The organism is Ciceribacter sp. RN22, from assembly GCF_024054295.1.
Classification (GTDB): domain Bacteria; phylum Pseudomonadota; class Alphaproteobacteria; order Rhizobiales; family Rhizobiaceae; genus Allorhizobium; species Allorhizobium lividum.
Genome location: NZ_JAMXLD010000001.1, coordinates 1,532,245 through 1,545,769 on the forward strand (window position 1 = coordinate 1,532,245; position 13,525 = coordinate 1,545,769).

22 protein-coding genes are annotated in these 13,525 nt (G+C 59.5%); 21 read left to right on the forward strand and 1 reads right to left on the reverse strand.

Annotated features, from left to right (window positions below; translation table 11 throughout):
* Positions 1-31 precede the first annotated feature (31 nt).
* Complete coding sequence (locus tag NHF53_RS07635; RefSeq protein ID WP_114362258.1) at positions 32-325, reverse strand: transcriptional regulator; 294 nt, start codon at positions 323-325, stop codon at positions 32-34.
* A gap of 503 nt (positions 326-828) precedes the next feature.
* Here NHF53_RS07635 and rpsL point away from each other — a divergent pair.
* The 21 genes from rpsL (at position 829) to rplF (ending at position 13,524) form a co-directional block, all read left to right on the forward strand.
* On the forward strand, positions 829-1,200 hold the full coding sequence (gene rpsL / locus NHF53_RS07640) for a 30S ribosomal protein S12 (RefSeq protein WP_003507760.1): 372 nt from the start codon (positions 829-831) through the stop codon (positions 1,198-1,200).
* A 79-nt stretch (positions 1,201-1,279) separates the two neighbouring features.
* On the forward strand, positions 1,280-1,750 hold the full coding sequence (rpsG, locus tag NHF53_RS07645) for a 30S ribosomal protein S7 (protein WP_129331165.1): 471 nt from the start codon (positions 1,280-1,282) through the stop codon (positions 1,748-1,750).
* Positions 1,751-1,783: 33 nt separating this feature from the next.
* On the forward strand, positions 1,784-3,883 hold the full coding sequence (gene fusA, locus NHF53_RS07650; protein WP_252833714.1) for an elongation factor G: 2,100 nt from the start codon (positions 1,784-1,786) through the stop codon (positions 3,881-3,883).
* A 72-nt stretch (positions 3,884-3,955) separates the two neighbouring features.
* Positions 3,956-5,131, forward strand: coding sequence for an elongation factor Tu (gene tuf / locus NHF53_RS07655; protein WP_252833715.1), 1,176 nt, complete (start codon positions 3,956-3,958; stop codon positions 5,129-5,131).
* Positions 5,132-5,496: 365 nt separating this feature from the next.
* Positions 5,497-5,805: a 30S ribosomal protein S10 gene (rpsJ, locus tag NHF53_RS07660; RefSeq protein ID WP_006728688.1), complete on the forward strand. Its 309-nt coding sequence runs from the start codon at positions 5,497-5,499 to the stop codon at positions 5,803-5,805.
* 172 nt (positions 5,806-5,977) lie between these two features.
* Complete coding sequence (rplC, locus tag NHF53_RS07665) at positions 5,978-6,619, forward strand: 50S ribosomal protein L3 (protein ID WP_252833716.1); 642 nt, start codon at positions 5,978-5,980, stop codon at positions 6,617-6,619.
* A 13-nt stretch (positions 6,620-6,632) separates the two neighbouring features.
* Positions 6,633-7,253, forward strand: coding sequence for a 50S ribosomal protein L4 (rplD, locus tag NHF53_RS07670; RefSeq protein ID WP_114362262.1), 621 nt, complete (start codon positions 6,633-6,635; stop codon positions 7,251-7,253).
* The gene (locus tag NHF53_RS07675) at positions 7,250-7,543 is read left to right on the forward strand and encodes a 50S ribosomal protein L23 (RefSeq protein WP_114362263.1); all 294 of its coding nucleotides are present in this window, start codon (positions 7,250-7,252) and stop codon (positions 7,541-7,543) included. The genes rplD and NHF53_RS07675 overlap by 4 nt, the downstream gene beginning before the upstream one ends.
* Before the next feature lie 17 nt (positions 7,544-7,560).
* Positions 7,561-8,397: a 50S ribosomal protein L2 gene (gene rplB / locus NHF53_RS07680; protein ID WP_112684684.1), complete on the forward strand. Its 837-nt coding sequence runs from the start codon at positions 7,561-7,563 to the stop codon at positions 8,395-8,397.
* A gap of 15 nt (positions 8,398-8,412) precedes the next feature.
* The gene (gene rpsS / locus NHF53_RS07685) at positions 8,413-8,691 is read left to right on the forward strand and encodes a 30S ribosomal protein S19 (RefSeq protein ID WP_062282885.1); all 279 of its coding nucleotides are present in this window, start codon (positions 8,413-8,415) and stop codon (positions 8,689-8,691) included.
* Positions 8,692-8,694: 3 nt separating this feature from the next.
* Positions 8,695-9,084 carry a 50S ribosomal protein L22 gene (gene rplV / locus NHF53_RS07690; protein ID WP_112684683.1) on the forward strand — a complete coding sequence of 130 codons (390 nt, stop codon included), beginning with the start codon at positions 8,695-8,697 and terminating at the stop codon, positions 9,082-9,084.
* A complete protein-coding gene (gene rpsC, locus NHF53_RS07695; RefSeq protein ID WP_112684681.1) occupies positions 9,084-9,806 on the forward strand; it encodes a 30S ribosomal protein S3 in 723 nt (240 codons plus the stop codon). Before rplV ends, rpsC begins: the two co-directional genes overlap by 1 nt.
* Before the next feature lie 38 nt (positions 9,807-9,844).
* Positions 9,845-10,258: a 50S ribosomal protein L16 gene (rplP, locus tag NHF53_RS07700; protein ID WP_112684679.1), complete on the forward strand. Its 414-nt coding sequence runs from the start codon at positions 9,845-9,847 to the stop codon at positions 10,256-10,258.
* Positions 10,259-10,269: 11 nt separating this feature from the next.
* Positions 10,270-10,470 carry a 50S ribosomal protein L29 gene (gene rpmC, locus NHF53_RS07705; protein ID WP_028735898.1) on the forward strand — a complete coding sequence of 67 codons (201 nt, stop codon included), beginning with the start codon at positions 10,270-10,272 and terminating at the stop codon, positions 10,468-10,470.
* A 14-nt stretch (positions 10,471-10,484) separates the two neighbouring features.
* Positions 10,485-10,721 (forward strand): 30S ribosomal protein S17, encoded by a 237-nt coding sequence (gene rpsQ / locus NHF53_RS07710; protein WP_112684677.1) that lies wholly within the window; start codon positions 10,485-10,487, stop codon positions 10,719-10,721.
* A gap of 234 nt (positions 10,722-10,955) precedes the next feature.
* Entirely contained in the window at positions 10,956-11,324 is a 369-nt protein-coding gene (gene rplN, locus NHF53_RS07715) for a 50S ribosomal protein L14 (protein ID WP_112684675.1), read from the forward strand.
* Between the two features lie 14 nt (positions 11,325-11,338).
* The gene (gene rplX / locus NHF53_RS07720; RefSeq protein WP_114362264.1) at positions 11,339-11,647 is read left to right on the forward strand and encodes a 50S ribosomal protein L24; all 309 of its coding nucleotides are present in this window, start codon (positions 11,339-11,341) and stop codon (positions 11,645-11,647) included.
* Complete coding sequence (gene rplE / locus NHF53_RS07725) at positions 11,640-12,197, forward strand: 50S ribosomal protein L5 (RefSeq protein WP_114362265.1); 558 nt, start codon at positions 11,640-11,642, stop codon at positions 12,195-12,197. Before rplX ends, rplE begins: the two co-directional genes overlap by 8 nt.
* 33 nt (positions 12,198-12,230) lie before the next feature.
* Entirely contained in the window at positions 12,231-12,536 is a 306-nt protein-coding gene (gene rpsN, locus NHF53_RS07730; protein ID WP_112684669.1) for a 30S ribosomal protein S14, read from the forward strand.
* Between the two features lie 12 nt (positions 12,537-12,548).
* A complete protein-coding gene (rpsH, locus tag NHF53_RS07735) occupies positions 12,549-12,947 on the forward strand; it encodes a 30S ribosomal protein S8 (RefSeq protein WP_112684667.1) in 399 nt (132 codons plus the stop codon).
* 43 nt (positions 12,948-12,990) lie between these two features.
* Positions 12,991-13,524 carry a 50S ribosomal protein L6 gene (gene rplF / locus NHF53_RS07740; protein WP_114362266.1) on the forward strand — a complete coding sequence of 178 codons (534 nt, stop codon included), beginning with the start codon at positions 12,991-12,993 and terminating at the stop codon, positions 13,522-13,524.
* The last annotated feature ends 1 nt before the right edge of the window (position 13,525 follow it).

Here is a 13,525-nt window from a genome sequence, read left to right on the forward strand (position 1 = left end):
GCCTTGCGACCCTGCTCTGAGCACGCGCCTCTCAGTTGAAGCGAATGATGGCGATCTCGCCTTCGAGCGCGCCCTGATAGGCGGACGCATGCGGCTCCTCGTCCGGCGCGCCATTGATCATGCCGATCTGGTCGAGATCGGCCTCAAGGAAGCCTTCCTCGGACAGCGCGTTCAGCGCCTCACGGACGGCGGAATCGTCGTCCGGTGCGCGCAGGAGGATGTGAAGGTCTACGCCTTCGCCGCCTTCCTCTTCATAGCCCTTGGCGATGATGATGAAGACCATCGGCGAGTCGAAATTGTTGTCGTTGTCCGGATCATGGGCCATCTCGGTCTTCTTTCCTGCGTCGGGAATCGAATCGCGCGGGAGCGGAAGACCCGGCGCGAAGGGTGGTTGGCGTTGCCCGTCGTTTCTAGCCGATTTTCCCTGTGAGGCCCATGCAAAATCGCGAGGGGGGTGCTATATATCGTTGGCCGGGACCGTCAAACGGCCGGAACGCCGGGGTGGCGACCCAATAAATTGCGATTGTCACTTGACGTCAGCAGGTGAAAACAGTAGTACGCCCGGCATCGGAACCCATGTGAGGTTAGGCTTTTCGGAACGCCATGTTCCGGAGTTCGTCTCAAACAGGGTCTAAAACGCACTTTGAAGATACAAATGCTGCATGCATGACGCATCTGATGATGCGTCCTCTGATCATTGTGGTCCATCCGTGAAGAGCGGGTAGGGCCACATTTTGCGCATGAGGATAGGGTGCGTCCGTCGCCGGAAACGGCAATAGCCACGGCCCGGAAGGGCTTGAGAGACAAGATTTTGTAAGGGATGGTTGTATGCCTACCGTAAACCAGCTTATCCGCAAGCCCCGTCAGGCGCAGGTAAAGCGTAACAAGGTTCCTGCCCTGCAGGAAAACCCGCAGAAGCGCGGCGTTTGCACCCGCGTCTATACCACGACCCCGAAGAAGCCGAACTCGGCACTTCGTAAGGTTGCCAAGATCCGTCTGACCAACGGTTTCGAAGTGATCGGCTACATTCCCGGTGAAGGCCACAACCTTCAGGAACACTCCGTCGTCATGATCCGTGGCGGCCGCGTGAAGGACCTTCCGGGCGTTCGCTACCACATCATCCGCGGCGTTCTCGATACCCAGGGTGTCAAGAACCGCAAGCAGCGCCGTTCGAAGTACGGTGCGAAGCGTCCGAAGTAATTCGGTTTTCATTTGGAATTCGGCGCTGCGCGAGGTTCTCCGCGTGATAAGGCGCCTTAACAGTTGAGAGACAAGAAGTATGTCCCGTCGCCATAGTGCAGAAAAGCGTGAGATCAACCCGGATCCGAAGTTCGGCGATCTCGTCGTCACGAAGTTCATGAATGCCATCATGCTTCACGGCAAGAAGTCGGTCGCTGAAAGCATCGTTTACGGTGCCTTCGATGCCGTTCAGGGCAAGCTGAAGCAGGAGCCGCTGGCTGTCTTCCATCAGGCGCTCGACAATGTCGCGCCGCATGTCGAAGTCCGCTCCCGCCGCGTCGGCGGTGCGACCTACCAGGTCCCGGTCGATGTTCGTCCGGAGCGCCGTCAGGCTCTCGCCATCCGCTGGCTGATCGCCGCTGCTCGCAAGCGCAACGAGACCACCATGGTCGATCGCCTCTGCGGCGAACTCATGGATGCTGCCAACAACCGTGGCAGCGCGGTCAAGAAGCGTGAAGACACGCACAAGATGGCTGACGCAAACCGCGCGTTCTCGCATTACCGCTGGTAATCAGAACCGATCGATATTGAAAGGCAGTCCATCATGGCTCGCGAATATAAAATCGAAGACTACCGTAACTTCGGTATCATGGCTCATATCGACGCCGGTAAGACCACGACGACCGAACGAATCCTCTACTACACCGGCAAGTCGCACAAGATCGGCGAAGTCCATGACGGCGCTGCGACCATGGACTGGATGGAGCAGGAGCAGGAACGCGGCATCACCATCACGTCCGCTGCGACCACGACCTTCTGGAAGGGCCGTGACGGCAAGACCCGCCGCTTCAACATCATCGACACGCCCGGCCACGTCGACTTCACCATCGAAGTTGAGCGTTCGCTGCGCGTTCTCGACGGTGCAGTCGCTCTTCTCGACGCCAACGCCGGCGTTGAACCGCAGACGGAAACCGTCTGGCGTCAGGCGGACAAGTACAATGTTCCGCGGATGATCTTCTGCAACAAGATGGACAAGATCGGCGCGGACTTCTACCGCTCCGTCGAGATGATCAAGACCCGTCTCGGCGCGACCGCCGTCGTCTGCCAGCTGCCGATCGGCGCTGAAAACGACTTCAAGGGCGTCGTCGACCTGATCGAGATGAACGCCCTCGTCTGGCGCGACGAATCCCTCGGCGCCCAGTGGGACGTCGTCGAGATCCCGGCTGACCTGAAGGACAAGGCCGAAGAATGGCGCGAGAAGATGATCGAAACGGTCGTCGAACTCGACGAAGCCGCCATGGAAGCCTACCTCGAAGGCAACATGCCCGACAACGACACGATCCGCGCGCTGATCCGCAAGGGTACGATCGAAGTCAAGTTCTTCCCGATGTTCTGCGGCTCGGCCTTCAAGAACAAGGGCGTTCAGCCGCTGCTCGACGCCGTCGTCGAATTCCTGCCGTCGCCGATCGACATTCCGGCCATCAAGGGTATCGACGTCAGGACCGAAGCGGAAATCGAGCGTCACCCCGACGACAACGAACCGCTGTCGATGCTGGCGTTCAAGATCATGAACGACCCCTTCGTAGGTTCGCTGACCTTCTGCCGCATCTACTCGGGCAAGCTCGAAAAGGGCTCTTCCGTTCTCAACACGGTCAAGGACAAGCGCGAGCGCGTCGGCCGTATGCTGCAGATGCACTCCAACTCGCGTGAAGACATCGAAGAAGCCTTCGCGGGCGACATCGTTGCGCTTGCCGGTCTCAAGGAAACCACCACGGGTGACACGCTCTGCGATCCGCTGAAGCCGGTCATTCTCGAGCGCATGGAATTCCCGGAACCGGTTATCCAGATCGCGATCGAGCCGAAGTCTAAGGGCGACCAGGAAAAGATGGGCCTCGCGCTCAACCGCCTCGCCGCCGAAGACCCGTCCTTCCGCGTCAAGACCGACCAGGAATCCGGCCAGACCATCATCGCCGGCATGGGCGAACTTCACCTCGACATCATCGTCGACCGCATGCGTCGCGAGTTCAAGGTCGAAGCCAACGTCGGCGCTCCGCAGGTTGCCTACCGTGAAACCATCACGAAGACCTGCGAAGAAGACTACACGCACAAGAAGCAGACCGGTGGTACCGGCCAGTTCGCGCGCGTCAAGATCGTCTTCGAACCGAACCCGGAAGGCGAAGACTTCAAGTTCGAGTCGAAGATCGTCGGTGGTGCCGTTCCGAAGGAATACATCCCGGGCGTTCAGAAGGGCATCGAGAGCGTTCTGTCTTCCGGTCCGCTGGCAGGCTTCCCGATGCTGGGCGTCAAGGCGACCCTCATCGACGGTGCTTTCCACGACGTCGACTCCTCGGTCCTGGCCTTCGAAATCGCTTCGCGTGCCTGCTTCCGTGAAGCTGCCCGCAAGGCCGGTGCACAGCTTCTCGAGCCGATGATGAAGGTCGAAGTCGTCACCCCCGAAGACTATGTCGGTGACGTTATCGGCGACCTCAACTCCCGCCGTGGTCAGATCCAGGGCCAGGAGCAGCGCGGCATTGCGATCGTCATCAACGCTCACGTGCCGCTGGCGAACATGTTCAAGTACGTCGACAGCCTGCGCTCCATGTCTCAGGGCCGCGCGCAGTACTCGATGGTGTTCGACCACTACGCCCCGGTACCGAGCAACGTCGCCCAGGAAATCCAGGCCAAGTATTCCGGTCAGAAGTGACCGGAATACCCCGAAACCTGAACACTTAACGAATTTCTCCCCTTGGGGAGATGAAAGAATGGAGAGCCGAAAATGGCAAAGAGTAAGTTTGAGCGCAACAAGCCGCACGTTAACATTGGCACGATCGGCCACGTTGACCATGGCAAGACGTCTCTGACGGCGGCGATCACCAAGTACTTTGGTGAGTTCAAGGCCTATGACCAGATCGACGCGGCTCCGGAAGAAAAGGCTCGTGGTATCACGATCTCGACGGCGCACGTCGAATACGAAACGGCGAACCGCCACTACGCGCACGTCGACTGCCCCGGCCACGCCGACTACGTCAAGAACATGATCACCGGTGCTGCCCAGATGGACGGCGCGATCCTGGTTTGCTCGGCTGCCGACGGCCCGATGCCGCAGACCCGCGAACACATCCTGCTGGCCCGCCAGGTTGGCGTTCCGGCGATCGTGGTGTTCCTGAACAAGGTCGACCAGGTTGACGACGCCGAGCTTCTCGAACTCGTCGAGCTCGAAGTTCGCGAACTTCTGTCGTCCTACGACTTCCCGGGCGACGACATTCCGGTCATCAAGGGTTCGGCTCTTGCTGCCCTCGAAGACTCCAACAAGGAAATCGGCGAAGACGCGATCCGCGCGCTGATGGACGCTGTTGACGCCTACATCCCGACCCCGGAACGTCCGATCGACCAGCCGTTCCTGATGCCGATCGAAGACGTGTTCTCGATCTCGGGCCGTGGTACGGTTGTGACCGGCCGCGTCGAGCGTGGGATCATCAAGGTTGGTGAAGAAGTCGAGATCGTCGGCATCCGTCCGACCATCAAGTCGACCTGCACGGGCGTTGAAATGTTCCGCAAGCTGCTCGACCAGGGCCAGGCCGGCGACAACATCGGCGCGCTGCTTCGCGGTGTCGACCGCAACGGCGTCGAGCGTGGCCAGATTCTCTGCAAGCCGGGTTCGGTCAAGCCGCACAAGAAGTTCAAGGCCGAAGCCTACATCCTGACGAAGGAAGAAGGCGGCCGTCATACGCCGTTCTTCACGAACTACCGTCCGCAGTTCTACTTCCGCACGACGGACGTGACGGGCATCGTGACGCTTCCGGAAGGCACGGAAATGGTCATGCCTGGCGACAACGTCACCGTTGACGTCGAGCTTATCGTTCCGATCGCGATGGAAGAAAAGCTGCGCTTCGCCATCCGCGAAGGCGGCCGTACCGTCGGCGCCGGCATCGTCGCCTCGATTATTGAATAATAGTCGAGCGAGAGGCCGGAAGCTGCCGACGCATTGAAGTGATGCAAATGGCGCGCAAGCGCGATTTGCACACGGCGCCGGCATCATAGCCTCGGTCATCGAGTAATCGATTGACGAATTGCCGGCGGCGGTGTATGTCGCCGGCCTAGACCAGAATCGGACGGTGATTTGCGTCGTCCGGTTTTTGCGCTGTATTTTACCGGTCTGTTTTCTCGGATCGGTGCGGGCAGGGCACCTCATGCTTACAAGTGACAGGGACACCTTTGGTGTCCCTGTGATTTTTGAAAATCAGGGGCCGGCCAGCAATTGGTAATTCACTGTCTCTGCGTATGCGGGACGCAAGAAAAGAAACAAGGACAAGTCGAATGAACGGCCAGAATATCCGCATCCGCCTGAAGGCGTTTGATCACCGGGTTCTCGATGCCTCCACGCGGGAGATCGTGTCGACCGCCAAGCGTACCGGTGCAAGCGTCCGCGGTCCGGTACCGCTTCCGACCCGCATTGAAAAGTTCACGGTCAACCGCTCGCCTCACGTCGACAAGAAGAGCCGTGAACAGTTCGAGATGCGCACGCACAAGCGCCTGCTCGACATCGTTGATCCGACCCCGCAGACCGTTGACGCGCTGATGAAGCTCGACCTGGCTGCCGGCGTGGACGTCGAGATCAAGCTTTAAGAAGAGATTCCGGCGAGAGCCGAAATAACAAGGAAGGTACGTGGCAAGACCTGCCAACGACTTCTCGAAACGGGAAACCTCCTGGTCCGGAAGGGCCTTGCAGGAATCCTTAAACAAAGAGGCAAGGAAGGGTCGCTAAGGCCCCGACACGACTCTCAAGAGGAACGAACTGATGCGTTCAGGTGTGATTGCACAGAAAGTGGGAATGACCCGCGTCTACAACGACGCCGGCGAGCATGTCCCGGTAACGGTTTTGCGGCTCGACAATGTTCAGGTTGTCGCTCACCGCACCAAGGAAAAGAATGGCTACACGGCCGTCCAGCTGGGCGCCGGCGCTGCCAAGGTAAAGAACACGTCGAAGGCCATGCGCGGCAACTTTGCTGCCGCCAGCGTCGAACCGAAGGCGAAGCTCGTCGAGTTCCGCGTTTCGGAAGAAAACCTGATCGACGTCGGTTCGCAGATCACTGCCGGCCACTTTGCCGCGGGTCAGTTGGTCGACGTGACCGGCACCACGATCGGTAAGGGTTTTGCCGGCGCCATCAAGCGCCACAACTTCGGCGGTCTTCGTGCCACGCACGGTGTGTCTGTTTCGCACCGCTCCCACGGTTCGACCGGTTCCAACCAGGATCCGGGTCGCGTCTGGAAGGGCAAGCGCATGGCTGGTCACATGGGCCAGACGCGCGTCACCACGCAGAACCTTGAAGTCGTTTCGACCGATGAAGATCGGGGTCTCATCCTTGTGAAGGGCGCCGTTCCCGGTTCCAAGGGTTCCTGGATCATCGTCCGCGACGCCGTTAAGTCGGCATCGAAGTAAGGGAGCCAAACCAATGGAATTGAACGTCAAGACCCTCGAGGGCAAAGACGCCGGCAAGGTTTCCCTGTCGGATGAAATTTTCGGCCTGGAGCCGCGCGAAGACATCATCGCTCGCATGATCCGCTGGCAGCTTGCCAACAAGCGTCAGGGAACGCACAAGGCGAAGGGTCGCGCGGAAGTCTCCCGCACCGGCTCGAAGATGTACAAGCAGAAGGGTACGGGCCGCGCTCGTCACCATTCGGCTCGCGCTCCGCAGTTCCGCGGCGGTGGTAAGGCCCACGGCCCGGTCGTTCGCAGCCACGCCCAGGACCTTCCGAAGAAGGTTCGTGCGCTCGCTCTGCGTCATGCTCTCTCCGCCAAGCTCAAGGCTGAAGACCTGATCATCGTCGATCAGCTGGTCGCTGCCGAAGCCAAGACCAAGGCTCTCGTCGGCAACTTTGCCTCGCTCGGCCTCACCAACGCTCTCGTGATCGGCGGCGCCGAAATCGACAGCAACTTCAAGCTCGCTGCCCAGAACATCCCGAACATCGATGTTCTGCCGGTTCAGGGCATCAACGTTTACGACATCCTGCGTCGCGGCAAGCTCGTGCTTTCCAAGGCTGCGGTTGAAGCTCTGGAGGAGCGGTTCAAATGACTGATCTTCGCCACTACGATGTGATCGTATCTCCGTCGATCACCGAAAAGTCGACCTTGGTTTCGGAACAGAACCAGGTTGTGTTCAACGTCGCCAAGGGCGCAACGAAGCCGGAAATCAAGGCTGCCGTCGAATCGCTCTTCGGTGTCAAGGTCACGGCCGTGAACACGCTGCTGCGCAAGGGCAAGATCAAGCGTTTCCGCGGTTTTGCCGGCAAGCAGAAGGACGTCAAGAAGGCGATCGTAACGCTCGCCGAAGGTCAGTCCATCGACGTGTCGACGGGCGTCTGAGGTAGGGAACAGGAACAATGGCATTGAAACACTTCAATCCGACCACGCCGAGCCAGCGTCAGCTCGTCATCGTCGACCGCTCCAGCCTCTACAAGGGCAAGCCGGTCAAGGCTCTGACGGAAGGTCTGACCAAGAGCGGTGGTCGTAACAACCTCGGCCGCATCACCGCCCGCTTCATCGGCGGCGGTCACAAGCGCACCTATCGCCTGGTTGACTTCAAGCGTCGCAAGTTCGACGTCGAAGGCACCGTCGAGCGTCTGGAATACGACCCGAACCGCACCGCGTTCATCGCTCTCGTCACCTATGCCGACGGCGAACAGGCTTACATCCTGGCGCCGCAGCGCCTCGCTGCCGGTGACAAGGTCATCGCGTCCGACAAGGCTGTCGACGTCAAGCCCGGCAACACCATGCCGCTGCAGTACATCCCGGTCGGTTCGATCGTCCACAACGTCGAAATGAAGCCGGGCAAGGGCGGCCAGATCGCCCGCTCTGCAGGCACCTATGTACAGCTGGTCGGCCGCGATGCCGGCATGGCGATCCTTCGCCTGAACTCCGGTGAGCAGCGCCTCGTGCATGGCTCGTGCCTTGCAACCGTCGGCGCCGTCTCCAACCCGGACCACGGCAACATCAACGACGGCAAGGCTGGTCGTACGCGCTGGCGTGGTAAGACCCCGCATAACCGCGGCGTCGTCATGAACCCGGTCGACCACCCGCACGGTGGTGGTGAAGGCCGCACCTCCGGTGGCCGTCATCCGGTTACCCCGTGGGGCAAGCCGACCAAGGGCAAGCGTACGCGCTCGAACAAGTCGACCGACAAGTTCATCATGCGCTCCCGCCACCTGAAGAAGAAGTAAGAGAGGTAGTCATTAATGGCTCGTTCAGTATGGAAAGGTCCGTTCGTTGACGGCTATCTTCTCAAGAAGGCTGAGAAGGTTCGCGAAGGCGGTCGTAGCGAAGTGATCAAGATGTGGAGCCGTCGCTCCACGATCCTGCCGCAGTTCGTAGGTCTGACCTTCGGCGTCTACAACGGCAGCAAGCATGTTCCGGTCAGCGTCAACGAAGACATGGTCGGACACAAGTTCGGAGAATTCGCTCCCACCCGGACCTACTACGGTCACGGTGCGGACAAGAAAGCGAAGAGGAAGTAAGAAATGGGCAAGGCAAAAGCCGAACGTCGGCTGAAGGATAACGAGGCGCAAGCCGTTGCGCGCACGCTCCGCGTCAGCCCCCAGAAGCTCAACCTGGTTGCCGCGATGATCCGCGGCAAGAAGGTTGACCGCGCACTCGCTGACCTCGAGTTCTCGCGCAAGCGCATCGCCGGCACCGTCAAGAAGACGCTGGAATCGGCCATCGCGAACGCCGAGAACAACCACGATCTCGACGTCGACCAGCTGATCGTTGCAGAAGCCTATGTCGGCAAGTCGATCGTCATGAAGCGTTTCCACGCTCGTGGCCGCGGCCGTGCATCGCGCATCGAAAAGCCGTTCTCGCACCTGACGATCGTCGTGCGGGAAGTCGAAGCCAATGGGGAGGCCGCATAATGGGTCAGAAAATCAATCCGATCGGTTTCCGTCTCGGCATCAACCGTACCTGGGACAGCCGCTGGTTCGCCGACAACGCCGAATACGGCCAGCTGCTGCATGAAGACCTGAAGATCCGTTCCTACCTGATGTCGGAACTGAAGCAGGCCGGCATCGCCAAGGTCGTCATCGAGCGTCCGCACAAGAAGTGCCGCGTCACGATCCATTCGGCTCGTCCGGGTCTGATCATTGGCAAGAAGGGTGCAGACATCGAGAAGCTCCGCAAGAAGCTCTCGGAGATGACGAATTCCGAAACGCACCTCAACATCGTCGAAGTGCGCAAGCCGGAAATCGACGCGACGCTCGTCGCACAGTCGATCGCCCAGCAGCTGGAACGTCGTATCGCGTTCCGTCGTGCGATGAAGCGTGCCGTTCAGTCGGCCATGCGTCTTGGCGCCGAAGGCATCAAGATCACCTGCGCCGGCCGTCTCGGCGGTGCGGAAATCGCTCGTACCGAATGGTACCGTGAAGGCCGCGTTCCGCTGCACACGCTGCGTGCGGACATCGACTACGGCACCGCCGAAGCAGAAACCGCCTACGGTATCTGCGGTATCAAGGTCTGGATCTTCAAGGGCGAAATCCTTGAGCACGATCCGATGGCATCTGAGCGCCGTGCGCTCGAAGGCGACTCGCAAGGTCCGGCAAGCCGTGAACGCGGCGAGCGGCGTCGCGAGAACGCTTGATAGGCGCTGGCGAAAGATAAGCTCGGAGAAGTAAGAAAATGTTGCAGCCAAAGCGTACCAAGTACCGCAAGCAGTTCAAGGGTCGCATCAAGGGCGTCGCCAAGGGTGGTTTCGATCTGGCTTTCGGTGAATTCGGCCTGAAGGCTCAGGAACCGAACCGCGTCAACGCTCGCGAAATCGAAGCGGCACGTCGCGCCATCACGCGCCACATGAAGCGTGCCGGCCGTGTGTGGATCCGTGTGTTCCCCGACGTTCCGGTCACGGCGAAGCCGACCGAAGTCCGTATGGGTAAGGGCAAGGGTTCCGTCGAATACTGGGCCTGCAAGGTCAAGCCCGGTCGTATGATGTTCGAGATCGACGGCGTTTCCGAAGAGATCGCCCGCGAGGCTCTGCGTCTCGGCGCGGCCAAGCTCTCGGTCAAGACGCGCTTCGTTCAGCGCATTGCAGAGTGAGGATCAGGCCCATGAAAGCCGCAGATGTTCGCGCCATGAGCGCCGACCAGTTGAATGACGAGCTTGCCAAGCTGAAGAAGGAGCAGTTCAACCTGCGCTTCCAGAAGGCGACCGGCCAGCTTGAAAAGTCTTCGCGTATCCAGGAAGTCCGTCGGGACATCGCACGCGTGAAAACCATCGCCCGCCAGAAGGCGGCGGAAGCCAAGGCCTAAAGGACCAGAATAATATGCCTAAACGCATTCTGCAGGGCGTCGTCGTCAGCGACAAGAACGACAAGACCGTGGTGGTTCGTGTGGAGCGTCGATTCGCTCACCCGCTCCTCCAGAAGACGGTTCGTCGTTCGAAGAAGTACAAGGCTCACGACGAAAGCAACCAGTATAAGGTCGGCGATGTCGTTTCCATCGAGGAATGTGCGCCGATTTCGAAGGACAAGCGCTGGACGGTCGTTTCCGCCCACGCCTGATCGACGGAGATTTGCGCTTAGGTATTGCACCTTGCGCAAAAATCTGTATGAAGCACCACACTGGCGCAGGAACGCTCGGCAAGCGGGCGTTCTTTTGCTTTGAGCGCAGGGAAGGTCCCTCGACGGGAAACCGCCTTGGCAAGATCCCTCCCGCGCGACAATCGAGATTTATCATGAGCCGGAATAGGGGGCATTGCGCCCAACCGTTCCGGTACAACAAGAAGGCGACCTGACATGATTCAGATGCAGACTAACCTCGACGTGGCGGATAATTCCGGCGCACGTCGTGTCATGTGCATCAAGGTGCTGGGCGGCTCCAAGCGCAAGTACGCTTCGGTCGGCGACATTATCGTCGTTTCGATCAAGGAAGCGATTCCGCGCGGCCGCGTGAAGAAGGGTGACGTGATGAAGGCGGTCGTCGTCCGCACCGCCAAGGACATCCGCCGTCCCGACGGCAGCGTCATCCGCTTCGACAGCAACGCAGCCGTTCTTATCGACAACAAGAAAGAGCCGATCGGCACCCGTATCTTCGGACCGGTTCCGCGCGAACTTCGCGCCAAGAACCATATGAAGATCATCTCGCTGGCTCCGGAAGTACTGTAAGGGAGCGACAAGCGATGCAAAAGATTCGTAAGGGCGACAAGGTCGTCGTACTCACCGGCAAGGACAAGGGTCGTTCCGGCGAAGTCATTCAGGTGATGCCGAAGGAAGACCGTGCGGTCGTTCGTGGCATCAATATCGTCAAGCGCCATCAGCGTCAGACCCAGAGCCAGGAAGCCGGCATCATCAACAAGGAAGCTTCCGTGCATCTGTCCAACCTTGCCGTCATGGACAAGGACGGCAAGCCGACCCGCGTCGGTTTCAAGGTCGTCGACGGCAAGAAGGTGCGTGTGGCCAAGCGTTCGGGAGATGTGATCGATGGCTGAGGCAAAGTACGAGCCGCGGCTCAAGAAGGAATATGTTTCCCGGATCCGCAAGAGCATGCAGGAGACCTTCTCCTACGCTAACGAAATGCAGATCCCGAAGATCGACAAGATCGTGATCAACATGGGTGTGGGCGAAGCAACCGGCGACTCCAAGAAGCCGACCATTGCTGCCGCCGACCTCGCGGCGATTGCCGGCCAGAAGCCGGTCATCACCAAGGCACGCAACTCGATCGCCGGCTTCAAGGTCCGCGAAAACATGCCGATCGGTGCGAAGGTTACCCTTCGTGGCGCCCGCATGTACGAATTCCTGGACCGCCTGATCAACATCGCGCTGCCGCGCGTTCGCGACTTCCGGGGCCTGAACCCGAAGAGCTTTGACGGCCGTGGCAACTTCGCCATGGGCATCAAGGAGCACATTGTGTTCCCTGAGATCAACTACGACAAGGTTGATCAGATGTGGGGCATGGACATCATCGTTTGCACGACGGCAAACACGGACGACGAAGCTCGGGCTCTTCTGAAAGAGTTCAACTTCCCGTTCCGTCAGTAACCGTAACGACGAGCGTAGAAGAGGAACTTCGATATGGCGAAGACAAGCGCAGTTGAAAAGAACAAGCGCCGCCGCAAGACAGTTGCCCAGCAGGCCAGCAAGCGTGCCGCCCTCAAGGCAACCATCATGAACCAGTCTCTCTCGATTGAAGAGCGGTTCAAGGCAACCCTGAAGCTGGCAGAACTGCCGCGCGATGGCTCCAAGACCCGCATTCGCAACCGTTGCGAAGTAACCGGTCGTCCGCGCGCATTCTACCGTAAGCTCAAGATGTCGCGTATCGCGCTTCGCGAGCTGGGCAACCTCGGCAAGGTGCCGGGCATTGTCAAGTCGAGCTGGTAAGGAGACGGGTAAATGACGATGACTGATCCGTTGGGCGATATGCTCACCCGTATCCGTAACGGCGCTGCCCGCCGCAAGAGCTCGGTAAGCACTCCTGCTTCCAAGCTGCGCGCACGCGTTCTCGATGTCCTGCAGGCCGAAGGTTACATCCGCGGCTATTCCCAGGTCGACTACGGCAATGGCAAGTCCGAACTCACGATCGAACTGAAGTACTATGAAGGTGCTTCGGTCATCCGCGAGATTGGCCGCGTGTCCAAGCCGGGCCGCCGGGTTTATGTCTCGGTAAAGTCCATTCCGCAGGTCGCGAACGGCCTCGGCATCACCATCCTTTCGACCCCGAAGGGCGTGATGGCCGATCACCAGGCTCGCGAACAGAACGTTGGTGGTGAGGTTCTCTGCTCGGTCTTCTAAGACAGGGCAGGGATCTCCAGAACGAACAGACAGGATTTCAAAAATGTCTCGTATCGGTAAAAAGCCCGTTCCGGTTCCTGCAGGGATCACGGCCGCCGTTGACGGCCAGAAGGTGACTGCCAAGGGCCCGAAGGGCGAACTGTTTTTCGTCGCTAACGACGAAATCTCCGTAAAGCTCGAAGACAACGCGGTTGTTGTTCGGCCTGTCAACGACACCAAGGGTGCTCGTTCGAAGTGGGGCATGTCCCGCACGATGATCGAAAACATCTTCAAGGGTGTGAAGGACGGCTATGAGCGCAAGCTCGAGATCAACGGCGTCGGTTACCGTGCCGCCATGCAGGGCAAGAACCTGCAGCTGGCTCTCGGCTTCTCGCACGACGTGGTCTACGAACCGCCGGTCGGTATCTCGATCGCTGTTCCGAAGCCGACGGAAATCGTGGTTTCCGGGATCAACAAGCAGCAGGTCGGCCAGGTCGCTGCCGAGATCCGCGAATACCGCGGCCCCGAACCCTACAAGGGCAAGGGCGTCAAGTATGCCGAAGAGCGGATCGTCCGCAAAGAAGGCAAGAAGAAGTAAG

What these genes read in the sequence shown, in the direction of transcription:
- rplF (WP_114362266.1), top strand. Translation starts at nt 12,991, where the DNA reads ATGTCTCGTATCGGTAAAAAGCCCGTTCCGGTTCCTGCAGGGATCACG.
- rpsQ (WP_112684677.1), top strand. Translation starts at nt 10,485, where the DNA reads ATGCCTAAACGCATTCTGCAGGGCGTCGTCGTCAGCGACAAGAACGAC.
- rpsH (WP_112684667.1), top strand. Translation starts at nt 12,549, where the DNA reads ATGACGATGACTGATCCGTTGGGCGATATGCTCACCCGTATCCGTAAC.
- rplD (WP_114362262.1), top strand. Translation starts at nt 6,633, where the DNA reads ATGGAATTGAACGTCAAGACCCTCGAGGGCAAAGACGCCGGCAAGGTT.
- rplV (WP_112684683.1), top strand. Translation starts at nt 8,695, where the DNA reads ATGGGCAAGGCAAAAGCCGAACGTCGGCTGAAGGATAACGAGGCGCAA.
- tuf (WP_252833715.1), top strand. Translation starts at nt 3,956, where the DNA reads ATGGCAAAGAGTAAGTTTGAGCGCAACAAGCCGCACGTTAACATTGGC.
- rpsC (WP_112684681.1), top strand. Translation starts at nt 9,084, where the DNA reads ATGGGTCAGAAAATCAATCCGATCGGTTTCCGTCTCGGCATCAACCGT.
- rplP (WP_112684679.1), top strand. Translation starts at nt 9,845, where the DNA reads ATGTTGCAGCCAAAGCGTACCAAGTACCGCAAGCAGTTCAAGGGTCGC.
- NHF53_RS07635 (WP_114362258.1), bottom strand. Translation starts at nt 325, where the DNA reads ATGGCCCATGATCCGGACAACGACAACAATTTCGACTCGCCGATGGTC.
- rpmC (WP_028735898.1), top strand. Translation starts at nt 10,270, where the DNA reads ATGAAAGCCGCAGATGTTCGCGCCATGAGCGCCGACCAGTTGAATGAC.
- rplC (WP_252833716.1), top strand. Translation starts at nt 5,978, where the DNA reads ATGCGTTCAGGTGTGATTGCACAGAAAGTGGGAATGACCCGCGTCTAC.
- rplX (WP_114362264.1), top strand. Translation starts at nt 11,339, where the DNA reads ATGCAAAAGATTCGTAAGGGCGACAAGGTCGTCGTACTCACCGGCAAG.
- rplN (WP_112684675.1), top strand. Translation starts at nt 10,956, where the DNA reads ATGATTCAGATGCAGACTAACCTCGACGTGGCGGATAATTCCGGCGCA.
- rpsS (WP_062282885.1), top strand. Translation starts at nt 8,413, where the DNA reads ATGGCTCGTTCAGTATGGAAAGGTCCGTTCGTTGACGGCTATCTTCTC.
- rplB (WP_112684684.1), top strand. Translation starts at nt 7,561, where the DNA reads ATGGCATTGAAACACTTCAATCCGACCACGCCGAGCCAGCGTCAGCTC.
- rpsN (WP_112684669.1), top strand. Translation starts at nt 12,231, where the DNA reads ATGGCGAAGACAAGCGCAGTTGAAAAGAACAAGCGCCGCCGCAAGACA.
- NHF53_RS07675 (WP_114362263.1), top strand. Translation starts at nt 7,250, where the DNA reads ATGACTGATCTTCGCCACTACGATGTGATCGTATCTCCGTCGATCACC.
- rpsJ (WP_006728688.1), top strand. Translation starts at nt 5,497, where the DNA reads ATGAACGGCCAGAATATCCGCATCCGCCTGAAGGCGTTTGATCACCGG.
- rplE (WP_114362265.1), top strand. Translation starts at nt 11,640, where the DNA reads ATGGCTGAGGCAAAGTACGAGCCGCGGCTCAAGAAGGAATATGTTTCC.
- fusA (WP_252833714.1), top strand. Translation starts at nt 1,784, where the DNA reads ATGGCTCGCGAATATAAAATCGAAGACTACCGTAACTTCGGTATCATG.
- rpsG (WP_129331165.1), top strand. Translation starts at nt 1,280, where the DNA reads ATGTCCCGTCGCCATAGTGCAGAAAAGCGTGAGATCAACCCGGATCCG.
- rpsL (WP_003507760.1), top strand. Translation starts at nt 829, where the DNA reads ATGCCTACCGTAAACCAGCTTATCCGCAAGCCCCGTCAGGCGCAGGTA.